This window comes from Nocardiopsis sp. NPDC007018 (assembly GCF_040635075.1).
Classification (GTDB): Bacteria; Actinomycetota; Actinomycetes; order Streptosporangiales; family Streptosporangiaceae; genus Nocardiopsis.
Map to the genome: position 1 here is coordinate 1 of NZ_JBEYHA010000048.1, position 21,723 is coordinate 21,723.

Annotated in this window: 22 protein-coding genes; 9 read left to right on the top strand and 13 right to left on the bottom strand. The window is 71.6% G+C overall.

The window, feature by feature from the left end:
* The 8 genes from ABZ635_RS21470 to ABZ635_RS21505 all read right to left on the bottom strand — a co-directional run.
* Positions 1–170 (bottom strand): helix-turn-helix domain-containing protein (locus ABZ635_RS21470; protein ID WP_357768132.1); only part of this gene is annotated, 170 nt, incomplete at its 3' end.
* 84 nt (positions 171–254) lie between these two features.
* Positions 255–971, bottom strand: coding sequence for a DUF4191 domain-containing protein (locus ABZ635_RS21475; RefSeq protein WP_357768029.1), 717 nt, complete (start codon positions 969–971; stop codon positions 255–257).
* 214 nt (positions 972–1,185) lie between these two features.
* Complete coding sequence (gene lipA / locus ABZ635_RS21480; protein WP_357768032.1) at positions 1,186–2,139, bottom strand: lipoyl synthase; 954 nt, start codon at positions 2,137–2,139, stop codon at positions 1,186–1,188.
* A gap of 95 nt (positions 2,140–2,234) precedes the next feature.
* Complete coding sequence (lipB, locus tag ABZ635_RS21485; RefSeq protein WP_357768034.1) at positions 2,235–2,939, bottom strand: lipoyl(octanoyl) transferase LipB; 705 nt, start codon at positions 2,937–2,939, stop codon at positions 2,235–2,237.
* Positions 2,940–3,307: 368 nt separating this feature from the next.
* Positions 3,308–3,871 (bottom strand): NAD(P)H-dependent oxidoreductase, encoded by a 564-nt coding sequence (locus ABZ635_RS21490; protein ID WP_357768037.1) that lies wholly within the window; start codon positions 3,869–3,871, stop codon positions 3,308–3,310.
* 193 nt (positions 3,872–4,064) lie between these two features.
* Positions 4,065–5,780: a 2-oxoglutarate dehydrogenase, E2 component, dihydrolipoamide succinyltransferase gene (sucB, locus tag ABZ635_RS21495; RefSeq protein ID WP_357768040.1), complete on the bottom strand. Its 1,716-nt coding sequence runs from the start codon at positions 5,778–5,780 to the stop codon at positions 4,065–4,067.
* A 105-nt stretch (positions 5,781–5,885) separates the two neighbouring features.
* Positions 5,886–7,262 carry a dihydrolipoyl dehydrogenase gene (gene lpdA / locus ABZ635_RS21500; protein ID WP_357768043.1) on the bottom strand — a complete coding sequence of 459 codons (1,377 nt, stop codon included), beginning with the start codon at positions 7,260–7,262 and terminating at the stop codon, positions 5,886–5,888.
* 141 nt (positions 7,263–7,403) lie between these two features.
* Positions 7,404–8,924 carry a leucyl aminopeptidase gene (locus tag ABZ635_RS21505; protein ID WP_357768045.1) on the bottom strand — a complete coding sequence of 507 codons (1,521 nt, stop codon included), beginning with the start codon at positions 8,922–8,924 and terminating at the stop codon, positions 7,404–7,406.
* Positions 8,925–9,361: 437 nt separating this feature from the next.
* Between ABZ635_RS21505 and ABZ635_RS21510 the strand changes: the two genes are divergently transcribed.
* Positions 9,362–11,104, top strand: a complete 1,743-nt coding sequence (locus ABZ635_RS21510; RefSeq protein ID WP_357768048.1) for a hypothetical protein — start codon at positions 9,362–9,364, stop codon at positions 11,102–11,104.
* A 37-nt stretch (positions 11,105–11,141) separates the two neighbouring features.
* On the opposite strand, the gene ABZ635_RS21515 is transcribed toward ABZ635_RS21510, so the two are convergent.
* Positions 11,142–11,927 carry an adenosylcobinamide-GDP ribazoletransferase gene (locus ABZ635_RS21515; RefSeq protein WP_357768051.1) on the bottom strand — a complete coding sequence of 262 codons (786 nt, stop codon included), beginning with the start codon at positions 11,925–11,927 and terminating at the stop codon, positions 11,142–11,144.
* The gene (locus ABZ635_RS21520) at positions 11,924–12,922 is read right to left on the bottom strand and encodes a bifunctional adenosylcobinamide kinase/adenosylcobinamide-phosphate guanylyltransferase (RefSeq protein WP_357768135.1); all 999 of its coding nucleotides are present in this window, start codon (positions 12,920–12,922) and stop codon (positions 11,924–11,926) included. The genes ABZ635_RS21515 and ABZ635_RS21520 overlap by 4 nt, the downstream gene beginning before the upstream one ends.
* 206 nt (positions 12,923–13,128) lie before the next feature.
* Between ABZ635_RS21520 and ABZ635_RS21525 the strand changes: the two genes are divergently transcribed.
* Entirely contained in the window at positions 13,129–13,332 is a 204-nt protein-coding gene (locus ABZ635_RS21525; protein WP_357768053.1) for a hypothetical protein, read from the top strand.
* A 63-nt stretch (positions 13,333–13,395) separates the two neighbouring features.
* On the opposite strand, the gene ABZ635_RS21530 is transcribed toward ABZ635_RS21525, so the two are convergent.
* Positions 13,396–14,400, bottom strand: a complete 1,005-nt coding sequence (locus tag ABZ635_RS21530) for an aldo/keto reductase family protein (RefSeq protein ID WP_357768056.1) — start codon at positions 14,398–14,400, stop codon at positions 13,396–13,398.
* A gap of 122 nt (positions 14,401–14,522) precedes the next feature.
* Positions 14,523–15,185, bottom strand: a complete 663-nt coding sequence (locus ABZ635_RS21535; protein ID WP_357768059.1) for a DUF3043 domain-containing protein — start codon at positions 15,183–15,185, stop codon at positions 14,523–14,525.
* A gap of 96 nt (positions 15,186–15,281) precedes the next feature.
* On the opposite strand from ABZ635_RS21535, the gene ABZ635_RS21540 reads away from it, so the two are divergent.
* The 7 genes from ABZ635_RS21540 (at position 15,282) to rpsD (ending at position 20,755) form a co-directional block, all read left to right on the top strand.
* Entirely contained in the window at positions 15,282–16,049 is a 768-nt protein-coding gene (locus tag ABZ635_RS21540; protein WP_357768062.1) for a PspA/IM30 family protein, read from the top strand.
* Positions 16,046–16,324 carry a hypothetical protein gene (locus tag ABZ635_RS21545; protein ID WP_357768065.1) on the top strand — a complete coding sequence of 93 codons (279 nt, stop codon included), beginning with the start codon at positions 16,046–16,048 and terminating at the stop codon, positions 16,322–16,324. The genes ABZ635_RS21540 and ABZ635_RS21545 overlap by 4 nt, the downstream gene beginning before the upstream one ends.
* A 185-nt stretch (positions 16,325–16,509) precedes the next feature.
* The gene (gene htpX / locus ABZ635_RS21550) at positions 16,510–17,430 is read left to right on the top strand and encodes a zinc metalloprotease HtpX (protein ID WP_357768067.1); all 921 of its coding nucleotides are present in this window, start codon (positions 16,510–16,512) and stop codon (positions 17,428–17,430) included.
* A 34-nt stretch (positions 17,431–17,464) separates the two neighbouring features.
* Positions 17,465–18,085, top strand: coding sequence for a hypothetical protein (locus ABZ635_RS21555; protein ID WP_357768070.1), 621 nt, complete (start codon positions 17,465–17,467; stop codon positions 18,083–18,085).
* 261 nt (positions 18,086–18,346) lie between these two features.
* Positions 18,347–18,697, top strand: a complete 351-nt coding sequence (locus ABZ635_RS21560) for an iron-sulfur cluster assembly accessory protein (protein ID WP_049565618.1) — start codon at positions 18,347–18,349, stop codon at positions 18,695–18,697.
* A 188-nt stretch (positions 18,698–18,885) separates the two neighbouring features.
* Positions 18,886–19,857: a carbohydrate kinase family protein gene (locus ABZ635_RS21565; protein WP_357768073.1), complete on the top strand. Its 972-nt coding sequence runs from the start codon at positions 18,886–18,888 to the stop codon at positions 19,855–19,857.
* Positions 19,858–20,143: 286 nt separating this feature from the next.
* Positions 20,144–20,755 carry a 30S ribosomal protein S4 gene (rpsD, locus tag ABZ635_RS21570; RefSeq protein ID WP_357768076.1) on the top strand — a complete coding sequence of 204 codons (612 nt, stop codon included), beginning with the start codon at positions 20,144–20,146 and terminating at the stop codon, positions 20,753–20,755.
* 233 nt (positions 20,756–20,988) lie between these two features.
* Here the strand turns inward: rpsD and ABZ635_RS21575 are convergent, their stop codons facing one another.
* Complete coding sequence (locus tag ABZ635_RS21575; protein WP_357768079.1) at positions 20,989–21,240, bottom strand: sulfurtransferase TusA family protein; 252 nt, start codon at positions 21,238–21,240, stop codon at positions 20,989–20,991.
* Between the last annotated feature and the right edge of the window lie 483 nt (positions 21,241–21,723).

A 21,723-nucleotide genomic window follows, 5' to 3' on the forward strand; every position in this document is an offset into this window, starting at 1 on the left:
GTGCCGCGCCCGTTGCGCCACTTCCTGCCAGTGCGTTCATCGATACCGATGGTCCGGCAGGCTTCGGCGTTGCTGTAGCCCTGCTTCATGAGCTGTAAGTATGCCGCTCGTTCAGCGGAGAGCTTCGTTCGTCCCTGCGGTGTTCGGTCCTCGCGGATTCGAAAGTGCATAGCACCCCTTGAACTGGGGTGTTGCGACGACCACTAGAACCCAAGCAGACGGCCCCTTCGACGTGTGTCGGGCGGGTTCCCGGGTCAGCCCCCGGCCTTGTTGCCGCGCATGCCCTTGGGCAGCTTCGCGCCCTTGGGCATGGGGCCCTTGGGCATCCGCATCGCGGGCGGCAGGGCCTTGAGCCGGTAGTTCAGCTCGGCGGTGTCGCCCTTGTCCAGGTTGCGCGGCAGCTTGACCAGCGCACGCTGGAGCTTGGAGACCGGGACCTGGTCCTCGCCGTTGCCGACCTTGAAGTCGTAGATGGGCGTGTCGTGGGCCACGCGGGCCACACGCTTCTTCTCACCGGCGATCAGGCCCTTGAGGCGGCCGGGGTCGCCCTCGCCGACCAGGACCACTCCGGGGCGGCCCACCACGCGGTGGACGACGTCCATCTGCTTGTTGGCGGCCACACCGGGCTCGACCACCCAGTTGCCGCGCATGTTCTCCAGGATCGCCATGCCGGCGCCCAGGCGGCCGTCCAGCATCTGGTACTGGACCCTCTGGGCGGAGCGGGTGAACATGATGAAGCCGACCAGGAAGGCGACGGGCAGACCGGTGAGCGGCCAGATGATCCAGGAGCCGGTCCACACGCCCACGCCGACGAAGGCGGCGAAGATCAGGAGCGCGACGGCGATCGCGATCGGGATCGTCCGCGGGCTCTGCTTGTGCACGACCTTGGCGACCATGCCGATCTGCTTCAACCGGCCCGGCTGCTTCTCGCCACCCTGACCGGCGGTCGTTTTCTCGGGCTTCTTCGCCATCGTGCTTTCAGGCAGCGCACGCCGAACACTTCGGCGGGGAAGGAGATCCCTGTGCTGCCTTGCCTCCTCTTCGCGGTCGACCTGTGGTGCGGCGCCTTCGGGCGCCGCCAGCTGGGCGCCTTGCAACCCAGGATATGCGTGTGGCCCCCGAGATGCGGAACGGTGGCCCGCGGGCCACCGTTCCAGCTTGGTCACGACTCGGGTGTATCAGCCGTTATGCGTCGCTCGTGGCCTTGGCGGACTCGGCGTCACGCTTCTCGCGAGCCTGCTTGTACAGGGTCCCGGCGCGGTACGACGAACGCACGAGCGGGCCGGACATGACCCCGGCGAAGCCGATCTCCTCGGCCTCCCGGCCCAGCTCCACGAACTCCTGCGGCTTCACCCAGCGGTCGATCGGGTGGTGCAGCTTGGAGGGGCGCAGGTACTGGGTGATGGTCAGCAGGTCGCACCCGGCCTCGTGGAGGTCCCGCATGGCCTCGCTGATCTCCTCGCGGGTCTCGCCCATGCCCAGGATCAGGTTGGACTTGGTGACCAGCCCGTCCTCGCGCGCCTCGGTGATGACCCGCAGCGAACGCTCGTAGCGGAAGCCGGGGCGGATGCGCTTGAAGATGCGCGGCACGGTCTCCACGTTGTGCGCGAGCACCTCGGGGCGCGAACCGAAGACCTCGGCCAGCTGGTCGGGGTCGGCGTTGAAGTCCGGGATCAGCAGCTCGACGCCGGTGCCCGGGTTGAGCTCGTGGATCTTGCGGACCGTCTCGGCGTAGAGCCAGGCGCCGCCGTCCTCCAGGTCGTCACGGGCCACACCGGTGACGGTGGCGTAGCGCAGCTCCATCTTCTTGACGGAGGTGGCGACCTTGGTCGGCTCCATCCGGTCGAGCGCGGTGGGCTTGCCGGTGGCGATCTGGCAGAAGTCGCAGCGCCGGGTGCACTGGTCGCCGCCGATGAGGAACGTGGCCTCCCGGTCCTCCCAGCACTCGTAGATGTTGGGGCAGCCCGCCTCCTGACAGACGGTGTGCAGGCCCTCGCCCTTGACCAGGGACTGGAGCTCGGTGTACTCGGGCCCCATGTGCGCCTTGATCTTGATCCACGGCGGCTTTCTCTCGATGGGGGTCTCGCTGTTGCGCGCCTCAACGCGCAGCAGCTTGCGGCCCTCAGGAGCGATGGTCAACGCGAACCCGTTCCCTTCTGTACCCCGTGTCGGGGCCCCTGGCGCCCCTTGTGGGGGCGGTACGTCCCCTGGGGGACTGGCTCAAGTGTGGTCTGTCATCCGCGGGCGGCGGTGTCGCAGAGCATTCCGGCGCCGTCGGTGTGGCTGTACTCCCGCGCCCCGAGGACGTCGGCCAGGTGCCGTTCGAGGCGCGGTCGCGCGTCGGCGACGGTGACGGAGCGCCCCAGTTCCCTGGTGAGCGAGGTGACCCCCGCGTCGGAGATCCCGCAGGGGACGATCCGGTCGAACCACGACATGTCATTGTCGCAGTTCAACGCCAGACCGTGCATCCCGACCCCGCGTGCGATGCGGCAGCCGATCGCGGCGATCTTGCGTTCGGTCAGTCCGCGTCCCGGGTCGGCGTCCAGCCAGACACCGGTGCGGCCCTCGACCCGGCGGCCTGTGAGGCCGTAGTCGGCCAGGGTGCGGATGATGGCCTCCTCCAGCATGCGGACGTAGGCGATCACGTCGATCGGGTCCGGGAGACGGACGATCGGGTACACCGTCAGCTGGCCCGGGCCGTGCCAGCTGATTTTGCCTCCCCGGTCGATGTCGACCACGGGAGCCCCGGGGTCGGTGATGGGACGATCGGACCTCCCGGTGCGCTTGCCCGCCGTGTAGACGGGCTCGTGTTCCAGGAAGAGGACCGTGTCGGCCACCTCATCGGCGACGCGGCTCTGGTGGAGCCGTCTCTGGAGCTCCCAACCCTGGTGGTACGGGACGGGAGCGTCGCCCAGCCATGCGTAAACGAGATCACTCACACCTCCACCTTACGCCCCGGTGGGAGGGGCGGGTCAGGGCAGGATGTCGGATAGCGCACTGCCCCCACGGGGAGGTCCGGGGGAATACGCGGCACCCCGGCGGCGTTGCCGCCGAACTTTTCTCGGGGTTTTTCCGCGAAAGGACTGCGGGCGGCCCCGGTCTCTTCTAGGTTGTGAGTGGGACATGGAACTCCGCGTCAGCGTGGAGCTACCGTGAGCGACGCACTGTCGGGCTGGCAGTCGCTCGCTGACCCGCAGACCTTTGATGATGGGGATCATCAGGGGATGGTGATTGGTGGGGTAGAAAGACGGGGCGGTGCCGTTCAGGCGCCGCCCCGTCCACCTGTGTCGGCCGCCCGCCCGGCCCCTCAGCCCGGGAAGGGGCGCCGCGCACGGGCCTCACGCAGCGACAGCGCCCACCACGCCAGCTGGTCCAGCATCTCCTCCACCGCGTCCCGTGCGCCGCCGAGCTCCGGGCCCGGTCCGCTCCCGGCGGCGAACGTCCGCTGGGCGTTGTGCAGACTCACCGAGGTCCGCACCGACGCGGCGTGCAGTTCGGCGAAGACCGCCCGCAGCTGCTCCACGGCGCGCAGACCGCCTGACATCCCCCCGTAGGACACGAAGGCGACCGGCTTGGCGAACCACTCCTTGCGGGCGGAGTCGATGGCGCTCTTCAGCGGACCCGGGTACCCGTGGTTGTACTCCGGTGTGACCACCACGAACCCGTCGGCGGCCCCGATCCGCGGCGAGAACCCGTCCAGTGGAGTCCCGTGTCCGCCGTCCAGGTCGAGTTCGGACACGTCCAGCACGTCGAGCGCCATGCCCTCACGAGAGGCGGCCAGGGACAGGAACCATCGGGAGACGGCGGTGCCGGTGCGGCCGTTGAGGTTTCCGCCGAGGATGACGGCGATCCGCAGGTCCGGCTGTTGCATGGGGTTCCTCGTCTTCGGGTGGCCGCGGTGGGGATGCCGGGAGGCGCCACCACGATAGGACCTCAAGTGATGTTGAGGTCAAGCCGGGGTGGGGGCACGGTGGGGGCACACGTACCGAAGGCCCGGGCCGGGCACCCGCGAAGGGTGCCCGGCCCGGGCCGGAGCGGTCCTCCCGGTGAGGGGAGGGTCGGGGTCAGGACAGACCCAGCTCGCCCTCGAACGCGCCCTCCTCCAGGCGCTCCTTCACGGTCTGGAGGAAGCGGCCGGCGTCGGCGCTGTCGATCAGACGGTGGTCGTGCGCCATCGACAGGTAGACCATGGAGCGGACCGCGATGACCTCGCCGCCCATCGCCTCGTCCTCGACGACCACGGGACGCTTGACGACCGCGCCGGTCTCCAGGATCGCGACCTGCGGCTGGTTGATGATCGGCGTGCCGAACAGCGCCCCGGTGTGGCCCGTCTCGGAGATCGAGAAGGTGCCGCCGCCCAGCTCGTCCGGGCCGAGCCTGCCCGTGTGGGCGCGCTCGGTCAGGTCGGTCAGGCCGCGGGCCAGACCGCTCAGCCCCAGCGAACCGGCGTCCTTGACCACCGGAGCGAGCAGGCCGCGCTCGGTGTCCACCGACACGGCTAGGTTCTCGACGTCGTGGTAGGTCACCGTCTGCTCGGCCGCGTTGATCACCGCGTTGACCTTCGGGTGGGCCTTGAGGGCCTCCACGGCGGCCAGCGCGAAGAACGGGAAGAAGCCCAGCTCCACACCCTCGCGCCGGGCGAAGTCGGCGGCGGCCTGGTCGCGCAGGCGCGCGATCTTGCTGACGTCGACCTCGATGACCTGGGTCGTCGTGGCGGAGACGCGCAGCGACTCGACCATGCGGTCGGCGATGGACTTGCGCAGACGGCTCAGCTTCTCGGTGCGGCCCCGCACCGAGGTGTCCGAGGTGACCTTGCGCGGCGCGGGAGCGGACGCGGCCGGACGCCGGGTCTCGGCGGCCTTGAGCACGTCCTGCTTGCGGATGCGGCCGCCCACGCCGGTGCCGGTCACCCGGGCCAGGTCGACGCGGTGCTCGTTGGCGAGCTTGCGGACCAGCGGGGTCACGTACCCCTCGGCCACGGCGTCGGTGCCCGAGGCGCGGCCGGTGCCGCTGAGCGTCTCGATGTCCACCGACGGGCTGTCGGCGTCCTGCTCACGTGCGGCGGGAGCAGGCGCGGACTGGGCGGCCGGGGCGGGAGCGGGCTCGCTCTCGGGCGCGGGGGCGGGCTCGGCCGGAGCGGCGGCCGCGGGGGCGGCGCCGGAGCCGCCGCCGATGATCGCGATCTCCGCGCCGATCTCGACGGTCTCGTCCTCCTCGGCGAGGATCTTGGTGAGCACACCGGCCACCGGGGACGGGATCTCGGTGTCCACCTTGTCGGTGGAGATCTCCAGGAGGGGCTCGTCCTCCTCGACGGTGTCGCCGACGCTCTTGAGCCACTGGGTGATGGTGCCCTCGGTGACGCTCTCGCCCAGGGCGGGGATGGTCACGGGGGTGCCGGGGCCGTCGGAGCCGGCGGCGGGCTCGGCGGGAGCGGGCTCGGGCTGGGCGGCGGGGGCCTCGGCGGGCTCCTCGGCCGCCGGGGTGGGCTCCGGCTCGGGCTGGGCGGCCTCGGGCGCGGGCACCGCGTCGTCGGCGCCGTCACCGTCGCCGCCGATGATCGCGATCTCCGCGCCGATCTCCACGGACTCGTCCTCGTCGACGAGGATCTTGGTGAGCACACCGGCCACCGGGGACGGGATCTCGGTGTCCACCTTGTCGGTGGAGACCTCAAGGAGCGGCTCGTCTACCTCGACGGTGTCGCCCACGTTCTTCAGCCACTGGGTGACGGTCCCCTCGGTGACGCTCTCACCCAGGGCGGGCATGGAAACGGAAGTCGGCATGGATTCCTCGTTGGATCTGGACGCGGTACCTGCCCAGGCCTTGATGGGCAGCGCGGATGTGTGCGGGGGCGGGCCGGTGGGGGCCCGCCCCCGGGGGTGAAGCGGTCAGTCGTGGACGTGGAGCGGCTTGCCCGCGAGCGCGAGGTGCGCCTCGCCCAGCGCCTCCGACTGGCTCGGGTGCGGGTGGATCAGCTGGGCCACCTCGGAGGGCAGGGCCTCCCAGTTGTAGATCAGCTGTCCCTCGGCGATGAGCTCACCGACGCGGCTGCCGACCATGTGGACGCCCAGCACGGGGCCGTCCTTCTCGGCGATGACCTTGACCGCGCCCTGGGTCTGGAGGATCTGGCTCTTGCCGTTCCCCGCCAGGTTGTAGTTCATCTCGACGACGTCGTGACCGCGCTCCTTGGCCACCTTGGTGGTGAGACCGACGGAGGCGACCTCAGGCTCACAGTACGTGACGCGGGGGACACCGTCGTAGTCGATCGCGGGCGGGTTCTGCCCGGCGATGTGCTCGGCGACGAAGATGCCCTCGGCGAAGCCGACGTGGGCGAGCTGGAGGGTCGGGATGAGGTCGCCGACCGCGTAGACGTTGCCCACACCGGTGTGCAGGTTCTCGTCGACCTTGACGAAGCCGCGGTCCAGGGTGATGCCCTGCTCCTCGTAGCCCAGGCCCTCGGAGACGGGGCCGCGGCCGATGGCGACCAGCAGGACCTCGGCCTCCAGGGTCTTGCCGCCCTGGAGGGTGACGACCACGCCGGAGTCGGTGGTCTTGACCGACTCGAACGGGGTGCCGAGCTCGGACTTGATCTTCCGCTTGCGGAAGGCGCGCTCCAGCAGCTTGGAGCTGGACTCCTCCTCGACGGGGACCAGGTGCTTGAGGGCCTCGACGATGGTGACGTCGGCGCCGTAGGACCGCCACACGCTGGCGAACTCCACGCCGATCACGCCGCCGCCCAGGACGATGACGGACTCGGGGACGCGGTTCAGGCCCAGGGCCTGGTCGCTGGTCATGACCTTGTCGCCGTCGATCTCCAGGCCCAGGGTCTTGGGCTGGGAACCGGTCGCCAGGAGGATGTTCTTCCCCTTGTAGACCTTGCCGCCGACCGTGACCTCGTCCTTGCCGGTGAGCTTGCCCTCACCCTCGACGACGGTGATCTTGCGGGACTTGATCAGCCCGCTGAGGCCCTTGTGCAGGCCGTTGATGACCTTGTCCTTGTACTGGTGCACCGCGTCGATGTCGATGCCCTCGAAGGTGGCCCGGACACCGAAGTTCTCGCTCTCCTTGGCGGAGTCGGCCACCTCGGCCGAGTGCAGGAGGGCCTTGGTGGGGATGCAGCCGCGGTGCAGGCAGGTGCCACCGAGCTTGTCCTTCTCGATCAGGACGACGTTCATGTCCAGCTCGGCGGCGCGCAGTGCCGCCGCGTAGCCGCCGCTGCCGCCGCCAAGGACGACGAGGTCGAAGGTGCCGCCGCTCTCACTCACGGGAACGAACTCCTAGTTGTGGTGGCTGGTGATGTGGGTGGTGGAAGACCGGGGCCCGTCGCCGCTGGGGCGGTGTGTCGTCGGGTCCCGGGTGCCGGGACGGGCGGCGCTCCGGCTCGGGAGCGCCGCCCCTCTTCCGGACTACTGCTTACGGGCGTAGTCCTCGGCGATGCGGACGAGGGTGCGGGTCCCCGCACCCGTGCCGCCCTTGGGGGTGTAGCCGTGCGGGCCGCCCTGGTTGAAGGAGGGCCCGGCGACGTCGAGGTGGGCCCACTTGGTGCCCTCCTCGATGAACTCCTGGAGGAAGACGCCCGCGGAGAGCATGCCGCCCCAGCGCTCGCCCGCCACGTTGGCGATGTCGGCGACGGAGGAGTCGAGGCCGGCGCGCAGCTCGGCCGGGAGCGGCATCGGCCAGGAGGCCTCGCCCTCGGCGGTGGCGGCGGCGACGATCTCGTCCCGCACGGCGTCGTCGTTGGACATGACCGCGAACACGCGGGTACCGAGCGCGACCAGCTGGGCGCCGGTCAGCGTGGCGATGTCCACGATGAGGTCGGGCTGGTCCTCGTGGGCGCGGACCAGGCCGTCGGCCATGACCAGGCGGCCCTCGGCGTCGGTGTTGAGGACCTCGACGGTCTTGCCGCCGTAGATGCTCAGGACGTCGGAGGGGCGCTGGGCGGTGCCGCTGGGCATGTTCTCGGCCACGGTCAGGTAGCCGACCACGTTGACCTTCAGGCCCAGGGTGGCGATGGCGCGCATGGCGGCGAGCACGGAGGCGGCGCCGCTCATGTCGGACTTCATCCAGTCCATCGAGCCCGCGGGCTTGAGGGACAGGCCGCCGGAGTCGAACGTGATGCCCTTGCCGACGAAGGCGATCGTCCGGGTGGCCTCGGGGTGGCTGTGGGCCAGCCGGACCAGGCGGGGCGGGTTGGCCGAACCCTGACCGACTCCGGTCAGGCCGCCGTAGCCGCCCTCGGCCAGGGCGCGCTCGTCCAGGACCTCGATCTCCAGGTGCGCCTGCTGCGCGATCTCCTGGGCCGCCGAGGCCAGGTCCTCGGGGACCAGGTCGGCGGGGGCGGTGTTGACGAGGTCGCGGGTGAAGGACACGGCCTCGGCCAGGACGGCGGCGCGCTCCACGGCGTCGGCGGCGCCGTCGGCCTCGCTCACCACGCTGAGGACCACGGAACCGCGGGCGGCCTTCTTCTGGGCCTTCTCACCGGTGCGGTAGCGGTCGAAGCTGTAGGCGCCGAGCTCGGCGCCGAGCGCGACGGCGCCGGCCTGGTCGGCGGTGGTCGCGGGCAGGGCCAGGACGACGCGGCCCGCGCCCTCGGGGCGCGCGCTCAGAGAACGCAGGGCGGCGCCGGCCGCGCGGGCCAGGACGTCGGAGTCGACGGCGCCGTCGGTGGGCGCCGGGCCGAGACCGACCGCGACGACGACCGGGGCCTTGACGGCTCCGAGGGAGGCAAGGGTGTGCACCTCCTCGGGGGCGCCGCTCGCTCCCAGGAGCGACAGGGTCGAGCCGAGGCCGCCGGAGAAGGCGGCGTCGACGCTATGAGCGCCCGATGCGGGCTCCGGGGCGTCGCCTCCGGAGTGGTAACCGACGACAACCGCGTCGGCGTCGAGCGAACTGGGGGACTCCGTGTTTACTGACAACGTCGTGCTCACGTCCTCGATGCTAGTCCTCCCGCGCCCCCGGCGGTGACGCGGTGCCCCGTCCCTCCGGGGCCCTGACGCGGCGCTTCCCGCCGCGGTGCGGAGCGCGCGCGGCCCCGGGTGGGTCCGCGCCCGTCCGCGCCCTGTGGGGGCTCTGGTCCCTCGTGGGAGGTGTCGCACGCGGTCGGGTGCGCCCGAACGCGCCGTGCCCGGTCCCGATCGCGTGAAACCGGGTGTGAAAAAATGTGATGATGGCGACATCCGGTCGCCGCGGAAAACTACCAGACCGCACGAATCGGCAGGTGAGGTAGCCCCCCGACCTTCACAGCGGTCGGGCCGCCACGCCTCGCCGACCCGCTCACTCACCCCGGCAGAAGCGCCGATACCGGTGCGTTCTAGGATCGGTCGGGCGGATTCCCGTCCGCCCCTGACCTGCACGGGAGACTCAGATGCCGGGTTCCGGAACCCTCACCGCGCGACCCCTGCGGGGGGTCCGGCCCGCTTTCGCCGTTATGGCGCTCCTCGCGGTGACCCTCACCGCCCCGCCCCCGGCGGCGGCCGACTCCCCGTTGGAGGACGCGGTCCGGGAACTGTCCTCGGGCGGGTTCGTCCACGCCTCCGACGGTGCCCCCGAGGTCTCGGAGGAGACCCTCGCCCTGGCCCGCGCCCGGCTCGCCGAGGCGGACACACCGGTGCGCGGGGCCCTCCTCGACGGCGTGGACGCGACCGGTGCCGCGCACACCCTGGCCGAGGAGGTCGGCGCGCCTGGCCTGTACGTCGTGGTCACCGAGGAGCGCGGCTCCACCGGCGACACCACCACGACCTGGTCCTGGACACAGGTCGGTGCCGACACCGGCTCCGCCGACCTGGAGCACCACTTCACGTTCGCCCCCGGGGACCCGGCCGAGAAGCTGGCCGGCGTGGTGGACCTGCTCGACGGCGACCTGCTCCCCGGCGTGGCGGCGGCCGCGCGGGAGGAGACCGTCCACGTCCACCCGGCCGTCCGGGCGGCCCTGCCCGACCTGGACGTCGAGGCGGTGGCGGAGCGGTTCGCCGGACTGGAGGGCACCCGCGTCGCGGTCGTCCCGCCACCGGCGGAGGGCACCTCCGGTTTCGAGGAGGCCTACGCCGACGCCCTCCTGGAACCGCTCGACGACGACGGCACGGCCCTGCTCGCCGTCTGGGCCTACGGAGGGTTCCGGCTCACCGCCGCCTCCGGCCCGGACGGCCCCCCGCCGGAGGACCTCTCCCGGCTGCTCTCCTCCTCCCCGGGAACGGGAGAACTGGCCACCGAGCTCGGGACCTTCGCCGGGGCGGTGGACGGCGGGGTGGTGGCCGACGCCCGGGCCGCCCTCGCCGAGGACCACCTGTACGTGCACCCGAGGTCGGGAGCGGACGTGTCCGAGGCGGACCGCGCCGAGCTGGACGCCGCGCTGGCGTCGAGGGACGAACCCTTGCGGGTGGCGGTCCTGCCCGTCGGAGCCGAGCTGGAGGCCGGACCGGACGGTGCGTCCGGGCTGGCCGACGCGGTCGCGGACGGGACCGGACCCGTGGTCGTCTACACACTGGACGGCTCCGGCGCGGTGCGCGACTATCCGGTGCGCGGCACCGTCACCGGCGGGGACCACGACCTCGACACCGCGGCCTTCTTCGGCCTGGACCGCGAGAGCGCCCGCGCGTCGGTGGACGGACTCCTGGAACAGCTCGGCGACGGCGCGGTGCTCGACACCGGCGCCGCGGACACCCCTCCCGCACCGACGGGTTCGGGGCCCTGGCTGCCGGGGGCCGCCGTCCTCGGCCTGCTGGTCTCCGCGGCCCTGACCACGATGGGAGTGATCGGCTCGCGCGGGCGGCGACGGGCCCTGGCGGAGCGGGAGCGCGAACGCCTGGCCGCCGAGCGGGAGGAGGCCGAGACCATGGCCGAGCTGCGCGCGGAGGAGGAGGCCAGGGTGGTCGCCATCCAGGCCGAGAACGACCGGGGCATCACCGAACTGGGCGAGGCGCTCGCCCACGCGCAGGCGCCCGTGGTCGACTCCGTGGCCGAGTTCGAGACCCACCTGCGCGAGTACGAGCGGCTCAAGGAGGACAACGGGCGAGCCGACGACATCGACCGGGTCCTGGCGGTGCGGCGACGCACGGAACAGGCCCACGACCGGCTGCGACTGTGGAACCGCCGCCAGCGCGGCCACTGACCCTCCGGACCCGGCGACGGGGGCCCTCCCGGGGTACTCAGGCCGCCGCGGAAGCGGCCGTCACCAGCAGGACCACCGTCGAGGCGGTCTCCACCAGGGCTCCCAGGACGTCCCCGGTCACCCCGCCCAACCTGCGCACCGCGCGCCGGGCCAGGAGCCAGGCCGCCGCGATCCCCGCCGTCGCCCCCGCCGCGCAGGCCACGGCGAACCCGGGGGAGTGCGCCCACCCGAGCAGGGACACCGCCAGGACGCCGGCCGCGCAGACGGACGCGGCCGGCGCGCGTACCGTCCCCGCCACGAGCGCGCCCAGGCCGTCCGGGCGGGCCGACGGCAACCGGGTGCACGCGAGCGTCACCGCCAGGCGCCCCGTCGCCCCCGCCACCACCGCGCCGGCCACGGCGGCCCAGGGGGAGGCGTCGACCAGCTGCGCCAGTGCCAGCACCTGCGCCCCCACCGCGACCAGCAGGGTGAGCACCCCGAACGGGCCGATGTCGGAACGCCGCATCACCTCCAGGGCGCCCTCCGAGGGGCGTCCGCTGCCGAGGCCGTCGGCGAGGTCGGCCAGGCCGTCCAGGTGCAGGCCCCGGGTGAGCAGTGCGCCCAGCCCCACCGCGAGCAGGGCCGCCAGCGGCGCCGACCAGCCCCACCACGCGCCGACCACCGCGAACACGCCGGTGACCCCGCCGAGCAGACCGCCCAGCGCGGGGGCCCAGCACATGGCCCATCCGGCGGCGGCGCGGTCCACCCGGCCGACCCGCACGGGCCACACCGTGAACGTGCCCACGGCCATCCGCGCCCCGGCCAGGGCGTCGGCGCCGTTCATCCGAGCTCCACCACGCGCCCGGCCGTCACCAGCACCACCACCTCGGACTCGGCGCCCACCCACTGGTTGACCAGCCCCAGCCAGTCGCGGAAGAGGCGGCCCGCGCGGGTCGCCGGGACCACGCCCGACCCCACCTCGTTGGTGACCGCCACCACGTAGGCCCGCGTGGAGCGCCAGGCGTCCAGCAGGTCGTGGACGGCGGCCTCCAGCCGGTCCTCGGCGTCCTCCGGCGGCTGGTCGTCCCAGAGACCGCACTCGCCCATCGTCCACGTCAGCCAGGTGCCCAGGCAGTCGACCAGGACCGCGCCGCCCTCCCTCCGCAGCAGGACCGCGAGGTCGGTGGTCTCCTCGGTCCGCCACCACCACGGACGGCGGTCCGCGTGGTGGCGGACCCGCCCGGCCCACTCCGGGTCGGAGCCGTCGGGGACCGGGCCGGTGGCGGCGTAGACCACCCGGGGCTCGGTCAACAGGCGCAGTTCCGCCTCGGTCGACTTGCCCGAGCGGGCGCCCCCGGTGACGAGGGCCCGGTAGGGCCCGCGCGGGCGGGAGTCCGGCCACACCGCGGGCGGGCACGACATGACGGTGCCGTCGCCCGGGACGAGGGCTCCCCACAGGCGGGCCCGCCGGGCGAACTCCTCGGGCGAGCGCACGCGGTGGTCGCCGCCCACGGCCACCACGGCCGTGGTCACGCCGATCACCCCCGATCGGCGCAGCTCACCGATGACCTCGGGGCGTTGGGCGGCGTCCACGATCACCGTGTCCACCTGCTGGTCGGGCGCGGACGAGGCCGAGGAGTAGGCCGAGGCCCCCGAGGGCCGACCGTCGGCGGGCGGGCCGCCGGGGAGCGGTCCGGGACCGGTACGCGCGAACAGCAGACGGCCGCCGTCCGGCCCCTCCACGAGCGCACCGTCCGGAGTGGACGTCACCGTGTAGCCGGGCGGCACCGGTCCCACCGCCCCGGCCTCGCGCAGGCGGAAGCGGTCGTCGACGGTCACCCGCAGCGGCAGACGGCGTTCCGCATGGGCCTTGTTGCAGGACGAGCAGGTGCACTGCGGGGCTGGCCAGCCCGTGTGACCCGCTGTCCCCAGAAATCGGATACGCACCCGGAAAAGTAAACAGCATCGCCCACCAAGGCTTGGTTAAGCTCGGCTCAGGATCGCGGTGCGACCACCGCGCAACCGGCGACGAAGGGCGGTCGAACATGGCGTGGACGTGGCGGTACATCGGGGAGGACGGTGGCCGGACGGATGCGGGGGACCTGCCCGCCGAGTCGTTCACGTCGCGCGGCGACGCCGAGAGCTGGCTGGGCGAGAACTGGGCCGAGCTCGCGGAGGGCGGCGTGGCGAGCGTGGCCCTGCTGGAGGACGAGCGCGAGGTCTACACGATGCCGCTGGGCGCGGAGTAGCCCGCGCCGCAACGGCCGGGGCCCGGCGGTCGCGTCGACCGCCGGGCCCCTTCGTCCGCGGGGCTAGCCCCGGATGTTGTCCGGGCTCTTGGTGAGCTCGGGGTCGCGCTGCACGCTGTCGCCCAGGACCTCGTCGATCCGGGCCATCAGCGCGGGGTCGAGCCGGACCCCGGCCGCCCGCACGTTGGCCTCGACCTGCTCGGGGCGGGAGGCGCCGATGATCGCGGCGGACACGTTGGGGTTCTGTAGCACCCAGGCCACCGACAGCTGGGACAGGGTGAGCCCGGCCTCGGCGGCCAGCGGCTCCAGCCGCTGCACGCGCTCCAGCAGGACCTGGTCGGCGACCTTGTCCGCGAGGAACCGCTCGCTCTTGGGGTCGCTGGCCCGGGAACCGGCGGGGAGCCCCTGGCCCGGCTTGTACTTGCCGGTGAGGACGCCGCCCGCGATCGGGGACCACACGATCTGCCCGATGCCCTCACGCTCGGAGAGCGGGACCACCTCGGACTCGATCACGCGCCAGAGCATGTTGTACTGCGGCTGGCTGGAGACGATGCGGTCGAAGCCCATCTCGTCGGCGATCTTCAGCGCCCGCTCGATCTGGTCGGCGCGCCACTCGGAGACGCCGATGTACAGGGCCTTGCCCTGGCGGACCAGGTCCTCGAAGGCCCGCATGGTCTCTTCGAGCGGGGTGGTGTAGTCGTACCGGTGCGCCTGGTACAGGTCCAGGTAGTCGGTGCCCAGGCGGCGCAGGGAGTCCTCGCAGCCCCGGATCACGTGCTTGCGGGACAGGCCCTTGTCGTTCCTGCCCTCACCCATGGGCCAGAAGACCTTGGAGAAGATCTCCAGGCCGTCGCGGCGCTGACCCTTCAGCGCGCGGCCCAGCACCTCCTCCGCGCGGCCCTGGGCGTACACGTCCGCGGTGTCGAAGGTGGTGACGCCCGCGTCGAGCGCGGCGCGCACACAGGAGGCGGCGGTGTCCTCCTCGACCTGCGAGCCGTGGGTGATCCAGTTCCCGTACGCGATCTCGCTGATGATGAGACCGCTGTTGCCAAGATGCCGAAATTCCATGCCGAGCACTCTAGTTGGCGAACTCCCGGCGGGCACCACGGGGACCCGTGCGAGGTGAAGGGCCGGTGCGGTCACCGGCCCCGCTCACGTCGTCGGGGATGGGGAGGTGGGACGGCGGTGGTTCAGCTGTGGCCGCTCGGGGTGGGGTCGTCGCCGATCTTCACCCGGGGCTTGGGCAGACGCAGCCGCCGGAACTGGAGCTGGCGCATCGCGGCGTACATGCCGACGCCCTTGACGGCCGGGTCGTCGGGGAAGTACTCGGCGGCGCGGCGCTTGACCGTGCGGCCGATCATGACGCCCTCGATGACCAGCGTCACCATCATCAGCGGCCACAGGACGTAGGTGACGCCCAGCTGGGCCAGCGGGATGTTGATGAACAGCAGGGCGATGATCAGGATCGAGAAGGGCAGGAAGAACTCGCTCGCGCTGCGGCGCGAGTCGATGAAGTCCCGGGCGAAGGCGCGGGCCTTGCCGAGGTCCTGCTGCCGGAAGTACCTCTCGTCGCCCTTGGGGGCGCCGGAACGCCGGGCGGTCGTGCCTCGTTGACGTTCGAGACGGTCCCGGTAGGCGCGGTAGGCCTCCTTACGGGTCTCGGGGGCCTTCACCGGTCGGCGCGGGGTGGCCTCGGATTCCCTGCGCTTAGGGGTGGGCACACCCTTCTTGGGGGTATATCCCTTAGGTTGGGTGGCCTCAGTGGCCTCAGGGCTGGCGGATTCGGCGGAGTTCGAATCCGGGGCTGCGGAAGCGGAGCGACGTCGGAACACACCCTCAGGGTAGCCGGTCATAGCTTTATGGCGACCGCGGGCCAGACCGCGTAGGGTTGGGCAAAGCGCCCGCTGGGAACAGCCGATGTACGCACCGAGAAGGGGACGGCCACGCCAATGAGCGTGTTTCAGCGACTTTCGATGATCTTCAAGTCCAAGGCCAACAAGGCCCTGGACTCTGTCGAGGACCCCAGGGAAACCCTCGACTACTCGTACCAGAAACAGCTCGAACTGCTTCAGAAGGTCCGTCGCGGTGTCGCTGACGTCGCGACCTCCCGCAAGCGGGTCGAGCTCCAGATCCAGCAGCTGGAGCAGCAGTCCGGCAAGCTGGAGAACCAGAGCCGCGCCGCCCTGACCCAGGGCCGTGAGGACCTCGCCCGCGAGGCGCTCACCCGCCGGTCCGGCCTCACCAGCCAGATCGAGGGACTGCGCGAGCAGCACTCCAACCTCCAGGGCGAGGAGCAAAAGCTCACCATGGCGGCCCAGCGCCTCCAGGCCAAGGTGGACGCCTTCCGCACGCGCAAGGAGACCATCAAGGCCACCTACACCGCCGCCCAGGCCCAGACGCAGATCAGCGAGGCCTTCTCCGGCATCTCCGAGGAGATGGGCGACGTGGGCATGGCCGTGCAGCGGGCGGAGGACAAGACCGCCGAGATGCAGGCCCGCGCGGGCGCCGTGGACGAGCTCCTTGCCTCGGGCGCGCTGGACGACGTCACCGGCACCGGCCCCAAGGACGACATCCAGTACGAGCTCGACCAGATGGCGAGCACGACCGGTGTCGAGGCCGAGCTGGAGCGCATGAAGCTCGAACTCGGCGGCGGTAGCGGTGGCGCCACCCCGCAGATCGAGGGCGGCAACGGGGCCGGGAACCGGGAGGGCTCGTGATCGTCCGCATCATGGGTGAGGGGCAGGTCGACCTCACCGACGCAGACCTGGACCTGCTCAACGACTTCGACGCCGCCCTGGAGGCCGCGATCGAGTCGGGTGACGAGGCCACGTTCCGCAAGGCCCTGCACGACCTCCTGGAGAAGGTCCGGCAGGACAGCAAGCCGCTGCCGCCCGACTCCCTGGAGCCCTCGCAGTTCATCCTCCCGCACGCCGACGCCAGCATGGACGAGGTGCGGGAGATGCTCCAGGACGACGGGCTCATCCCAGGCTAGGAGTCCGCTCCCCACCGCTTCGGTGCCCGCGTGCGCGTTCTTTCCCCCGGCCGCCGTGATCCGTCACGGCGGCCGGGGTGTGCCCGGGGTCATACGCCCGTGGTGACACGCGGCGTCCCGCTTTAACCCGTTTCTCACCTCCCCGAACTACACTCCGAACACGTCCGCAGGGGAGGGGAGCCGGTGTGGCTGGTTCGAAGTTCCGTCCGGACCGGGGGCTGACGGCCCGCATGGTGATGACCATGGGTCTGCTGTTCCTGGTCTACGTCGCCTTCGTGGTGGGACTGGTGCTGTCCGGGCTCAACGTCTGGCTGGTGCTGGTGCTCGTCGCCGGCTTCGCCCTGTTCTCGTACTTCTCCTCGGACCGGATCGCCATGTTCGCGATGGGCGCCCGGGAGGTCACGCCGGAACAGGCGCCCGACCTGCACGCGATGGTCGACCGCCTGTGCGCCATGGCCGACATGGCCAAGCCGCGCGTGGGCATCGCCGACAGTGACGTGCCCAACGCCTTCGCGACCGGCCACAACGAGAAGTCGGCGGTCATCTGTGTGACCACCGGCCTGACACGGCGCCTGGAGGGCCCCGAGTTGGAGGCGGTCCTCGCCCACGAGCTCTCGCACGTCGCCCACCGCGACGTCATGGTCATGACCGTCGCGGGGTTCCTCGGCATCGTCGCGGGCTTCCTCACCCAGGCCGGTCTGCGTTTCGCGATGTTCGCGGGCGGCGGACGCAGTAACAACGGCGGCCCCGCGCCCGCGGTCGTCGCCCTCCTGGTCGTCCTGGTCAGCGCCATCGCCTGGGTCCTGAGCTTCCTGCTCACCCGCGCCCTGTCCCGCTACCGCGAGCTGGCCGCCGACCGCGCCGCCGCCTACCTCACCGGCCGGCCGTCCGCGCTGGGCAGCGCCCTGTCCAAGATCACCGGGGACATGGCGCGCATCCCCACCCGCGACCTACGCCAGGCCGAGCCGTTCAACGCCTTCTTCTTCGCCCCCGCGTTCGCCAAGAAGGGCTTCAGCATGAACCAGCTGATCGCCACCCACCCACCGGTCGAGCAGCGCCTGGCCCAGCTCTCCGACATCTCCCGCCAGCTCGGTCGCGGGGCCTGACCCCGCCGAACACCCACGAGGGGAACCCACCACCATGAGCTTCTGGCGCACCCTGCTCGGCCGCTCCGAACCGGTCAAGCCCGACCTGGACGCGCTCTTCGGCCTGCCCTCGGCCGCGCTCACCCTGCGGGCGGGGGTCGGCCTGACCCCCACCGGTGCCGGTTCGGTGGCCTTCCGCGCCTCGGAGGGGGCCGCCTTCGCCGACGTCGAACGCGACGTCACCGCACTGCTCCGCGCGGGGGAGGGCCCGACGGTGGAGCAGACCACCGACGACTACGGGTACACCTGGCTGGTCCTGCGCCCGGGCGGAGCCGAGGCCGCGGCCGACGACGCCGATCCCCGGGGCGGGGAGCTCGTGGACACCGACATCACCGGCCTGGTCACCGACCTGCACGCGGTCAACTCCACGCTGGAGGCCAACGGCTACGGGCCCTCCCTGCTGTGCTCCCTGGTGGGGTTCACCGACACCGGGGGCCGCTCCGTGGGGCTGGTCTACCTGTACAAGCGGGGTACCTTCTACCCGTTCGCCCCCCAGGGCGCGCAGCGCCGCGACAACGCGCTGGAACTCCAGGTGGAGGCGGCCGTGGGGGACGACCTGCCGATGGAGGCGGACCGCTCGCGCTGGTTCCCGGTCTACGGCGCCCCGGGCCTGTGAGGCGGGCGCGTCCGGAGATGGCATCCGCGGCCTGGACAAATTACCCTTGGAGGTACGAGCACACCCGTGCGTCTCCAAGGCCACACCTGCACCGTGCGGCCGGGGCGCCAGCACGAACACAGCGGCCACACGGCGGAATGCCACACCGGCCTCCGACGTTGGGACCCGTTGAAGAGGACTGGACCCGCCGACGCGGGCCGATCCGGTAAGCGACCGGGGTCGCCAGACGGCCGCAACCCCTTTCCAGAGGAGCTTTACAACATGACGGTTCAGAGCGAGGCCACCGCGCAGGGAGTCATCCTCACCGACGGTGCGGCCGACAAGGTTCGGGCGCTCCTTGACCAGGAGGGCCGGGACGACCTGCGCCTGCGCGTGGGCGTGCAGCCCGGTGGCTGCTCGGGGCTGCGGTACCAGCTCTACTTCGACGAGCGCGACCTCGACGGTGACGTCGTCGCCGACTTCGACGGCGTCGAGGTCGTCACCGACCGCCGCAGCGCCGCCTACCTCATCGGCGCCACCATCGACTTCGTGGACACCATCGAGAAGCAGGGGTTCACCATCGACAACCCCAACGCCACCGGTTCCTGCGCCTGCGGCGACTCCTTCAACTAGGGGGCCGCGGCTCCTCGGGGAGCGGCACCGACACTCGAAGACCCATGGGGAGGGCGGACGCGGAGCGCGGCCGCCCTCCCCTCTGGGTACCCTTGGCTGGTCCGAACGGGCGCGCCTCCGGCATGCCCCGAACAACCCGCCGGAGCGTCGTCGAGCGTTCCACCTCGCCAGCAAGGAGCCCACGTCCCGTGCGTATCGCGGTTGCCGGATCGATTGCCACCGACCACCTGATGACCTTCGAGGGTCGGTTCGCCGAGCAGATCATCCCCGAGCAGATCCAGCAGTTGTCCCTCTCCTTCCTCATCGACGAGCTGGACGTGCGCCGCGGCGGCGTCGCGGCCAACATCTGTTTCGGCATGGGCGGGTTCGGGCTGAGCCCGGTCCTGGTCGGCGCCGCCGGGGCCGACTTCGAGGAGTACCGCTCCTGGCTCGACCGCCACGGCGTCGACACCTCGGCGGTGCACATCTCCGAGCTGCGCCACACCGCCCGCTTCGTCTGCACCACCGACCTGGACCAGAACCAGATCGCCTCGTTCTACACGGGTGCGATGGCCGAGGCCCGCAACATCGAACTCCACCCCATCTCCGAGCGGCTGGGCGGTCTCGACCTCGTCCTGATCGGCGCCGACGACCCGGCCGCGATGGTCCGCCACAGCGAGGAGTGCCGCACCCGCGCCATCCCCTTCGCGGCCGACCCCTCGCAGCAGCTGGCCCGCATGGAGGGCCCGGAGGTGCGCACGCTCATCGAGGGCGCCGCCTTCCTGTTCACCAACGAGTACGAGAAGGCCCTGGCCGAGCAGAAGACCGGTTGGTCCGACGCCGAGGTCCTGGCCCGGGTGGGCACGCGCGTGACCACCCTCGGTGCCAAGGGGGCCCGGATCGACCGCAGGGACGAGCCGAGCGTCCACGTGCCCTCCGCCGTCGTCGACGAGCTGGTCGACCCCACCGGTATGGGCGACGCGTTCCGGGCGGGCTTCCTGGCCGCCCACTCCTGGGGGCTGTCCCTGGAGCGCGCCGGCCAGGTCGGCAACGCCACCGCCGTGCACTGCCTGGAGGCGGACGGTCCGCAGGAGTACACGCTCACCGGGGCCTCCCTGCTGGAGCGCCTGGAGCGTTCGTACGGTGCCGAGGCGGCCGACGAGGTCCGTCCGTTCGTGTGACCCGCGTCCTCCCCGGCCGGAATTCGCGCACTCTGGTCGGGGCGGTACCCGGGAGCCCGTAAAGTGGATGGCTGTGACCCGCACGGGGATTCCCCGTGCCCGCCCGGTGCGCTGAAACGCGTGCCGGGTCATTCGCCCGAACCGCTCGCGCCGGGTCACGCGCGGCGGTGGGGAACCCGCTTCCGGCCCGCACCGCGGGACACCGGGGCTCGGGCGCCCTGAGCGCCTCCCAGATCATAGGCAAGCCTTACCTGGGATTCCCTGATTCATCCTGAAAGGACTTCGCATGCGCTACACCGGACCGAAGGTGCGGTTGTCCCGGCGCGCCGGCACCCCGCTGACCCGTAAGGCGGTCAGCTACTTCGAGAAGCGTCCGTACCCGCCCGGCGAGCACGGCCGTCGCGTCCGTCGCAACAGCTCCGACTTCGCCGTCCGCCAGGCGGAGAAGCAGAAGGTGCGCTGGTACTACGACCTGACCGAGAAGCAGCTGGTCAGGATCTACGAGAACGCCAAGAAGCGTTCCGGTCGTACCGGTGAGGAGATGCTCGCCGAGCTGGAGCTGCGTCTGGCCACCGTCGTGCTGCGCGCCGGTCTGGCCGCCTCGATCTACGCCGCGCGCCAGTTCATCAACCACGGTCACATCACCGTGGACGGCAAGAAGGTCGACATCCCGTCGTACCAGGTCAAGCCGGGCCAGATCATCGGCGTTCGGGAGAAGTCCCGCTCGATGGTCCCGTTCGTCGAGGCCGCCGAGGGCGTCCACGCCGACGACAAGATCGCCGGTTACCTCGCGGTGAGCCACAAGGACCTGCGCGTCGCGGTCGTCGACCGCCCCAAGCGCGAGCAGATCCCGGTTCCCTTCGACGAGCAGCTCGTCGTCGAGTTCTACGCCCGCTAGACGGTCCCCGCGGCCGCGGTCCCGGCTCCCACGGGGAGCGGGGCCGCAGTGTGGGGGAGGCCGCGTGGACCCCGTGTCCGCGCGGCCTTCGTGTTGTCCGGGACCTCCCTCCCGGTGCCCCCGGGGCGGGAGGGAGATCGGTGCTTCGCGCCACTCCCGGAGAACCGGCGGGCAGGAATCGTTATCGCAACGGGACCGAAAGTCCGTTCCGGTGGTCGGGCGCCCGTCGGCGGTCAGTACATCCGGCGGATGTGAAACGCGCTACCTCGCGCCAGCGGCCGTTCGGCGACGAACTCGTGCATCTTCATCCGGCACCAGGAGGGGATGTCCGCGCTCGCCGCGGGATCGTCCGCGGTGACCGCGATGACCGACCCGATGGGCACTTCGTGCAGTCGGGCGGCCAACCTGATGATCGGGATCGGGCACTTGAGCCCCACCGCCTCCACGGTGACCTGCGGTTGCTCCGGCGTCGTTCGCTCGGACACGTGCGCCCCCTGTCGGTTGTCGTCCTGTGGCCCAATCTTGACCGGGCGCGCGCCAAAAGGCGCACCCGGTTAAGGGTGTCGTAAACCCAGCGATACGCTCGCCTTGGCCTCGTCCCGCGAACATGCACACCACCGCCCGGAGCGGTGCGGTGCACGGGAGCGGGTGAGGGCCCGGGGGATCGCCGGGCCGCGCCTCGTAGCCAGCCGGGAGGACATCCCTCGGGGGCGACCTGGCCCGGCTCCGTAGGGCCGCCGAACGTTTCGAGAGGGCGCGTCTGGCAACACGCTGACCAGGTAAGCCCATGAACGGCACGCTGGGCGGTTCGCGATAATGTTTCCCCCTGACAAGCTTTGGATACTTAGGCCGCCCGTGGAGAATCCACGGGCTTCACCGCTGGGAAGGCAATCCGTGAGTCCGACCCGCCAAAAAAATCGGCGCTCAACTCTGCGCCGATGGGCACCACGCGGCGCCGCGCTCGCCGT

What these genes read in the sequence shown, in the direction of transcription:
- ABZ635_RS21475 (WP_357768029.1), bottom strand. Translation starts at nt 971, where the DNA reads ATGGCGAAGAAGCCCGAGAAAACGACCGCCGGTCAGGGTGGCGAGAAG.
- ABZ635_RS21490 (WP_357768037.1), bottom strand. Translation starts at nt 3,871, where the DNA reads ATGCAACAGCCGGACCTGCGGATCGCCGTCATCCTCGGCGGAAACCTC.
- sucB (WP_357768040.1), bottom strand. Translation starts at nt 5,780, where the DNA reads ATGCCGACTTCCGTTTCCATGCCCGCCCTGGGTGAGAGCGTCACCGAG.
- ABZ635_RS21510 (WP_357768048.1), top strand. Translation starts at nt 9,362, where the DNA reads ATGCCGGGTTCCGGAACCCTCACCGCGCGACCCCTGCGGGGGGTCCGG.
- ABZ635_RS21515 (WP_357768051.1), bottom strand. Translation starts at nt 11,927, where the DNA reads ATGAACGGCGCCGACGCCCTGGCCGGGGCGCGGATGGCCGTGGGCACG.
- ABZ635_RS21525 (WP_357768053.1), top strand. Translation starts at nt 13,129, where the DNA reads ATGGCGTGGACGTGGCGGTACATCGGGGAGGACGGTGGCCGGACGGAT.
- ABZ635_RS21530 (WP_357768056.1), bottom strand. Translation starts at nt 14,400, where the DNA reads ATGGAATTTCGGCATCTTGGCAACAGCGGTCTCATCATCAGCGAGATC.
- ABZ635_RS21535 (WP_357768059.1), bottom strand. Translation starts at nt 15,185, where the DNA reads ATGACCGGCTACCCTGAGGGTGTGTTCCGACGTCGCTCCGCTTCCGCA.
- ABZ635_RS21540 (WP_357768062.1), top strand. Translation starts at nt 15,282, where the DNA reads ATGAGCGTGTTTCAGCGACTTTCGATGATCTTCAAGTCCAAGGCCAAC.
- ABZ635_RS21555 (WP_357768070.1), top strand. Translation starts at nt 17,465, where the DNA reads ATGAGCTTCTGGCGCACCCTGCTCGGCCGCTCCGAACCGGTCAAGCCC.
- ABZ635_RS21560 (WP_049565618.1), top strand. Translation starts at nt 18,347, where the DNA reads ATGACGGTTCAGAGCGAGGCCACCGCGCAGGGAGTCATCCTCACCGAC.
- rpsD (WP_357768076.1), top strand. Translation starts at nt 20,144, where the DNA reads ATGCGCTACACCGGACCGAAGGTGCGGTTGTCCCGGCGCGCCGGCACC.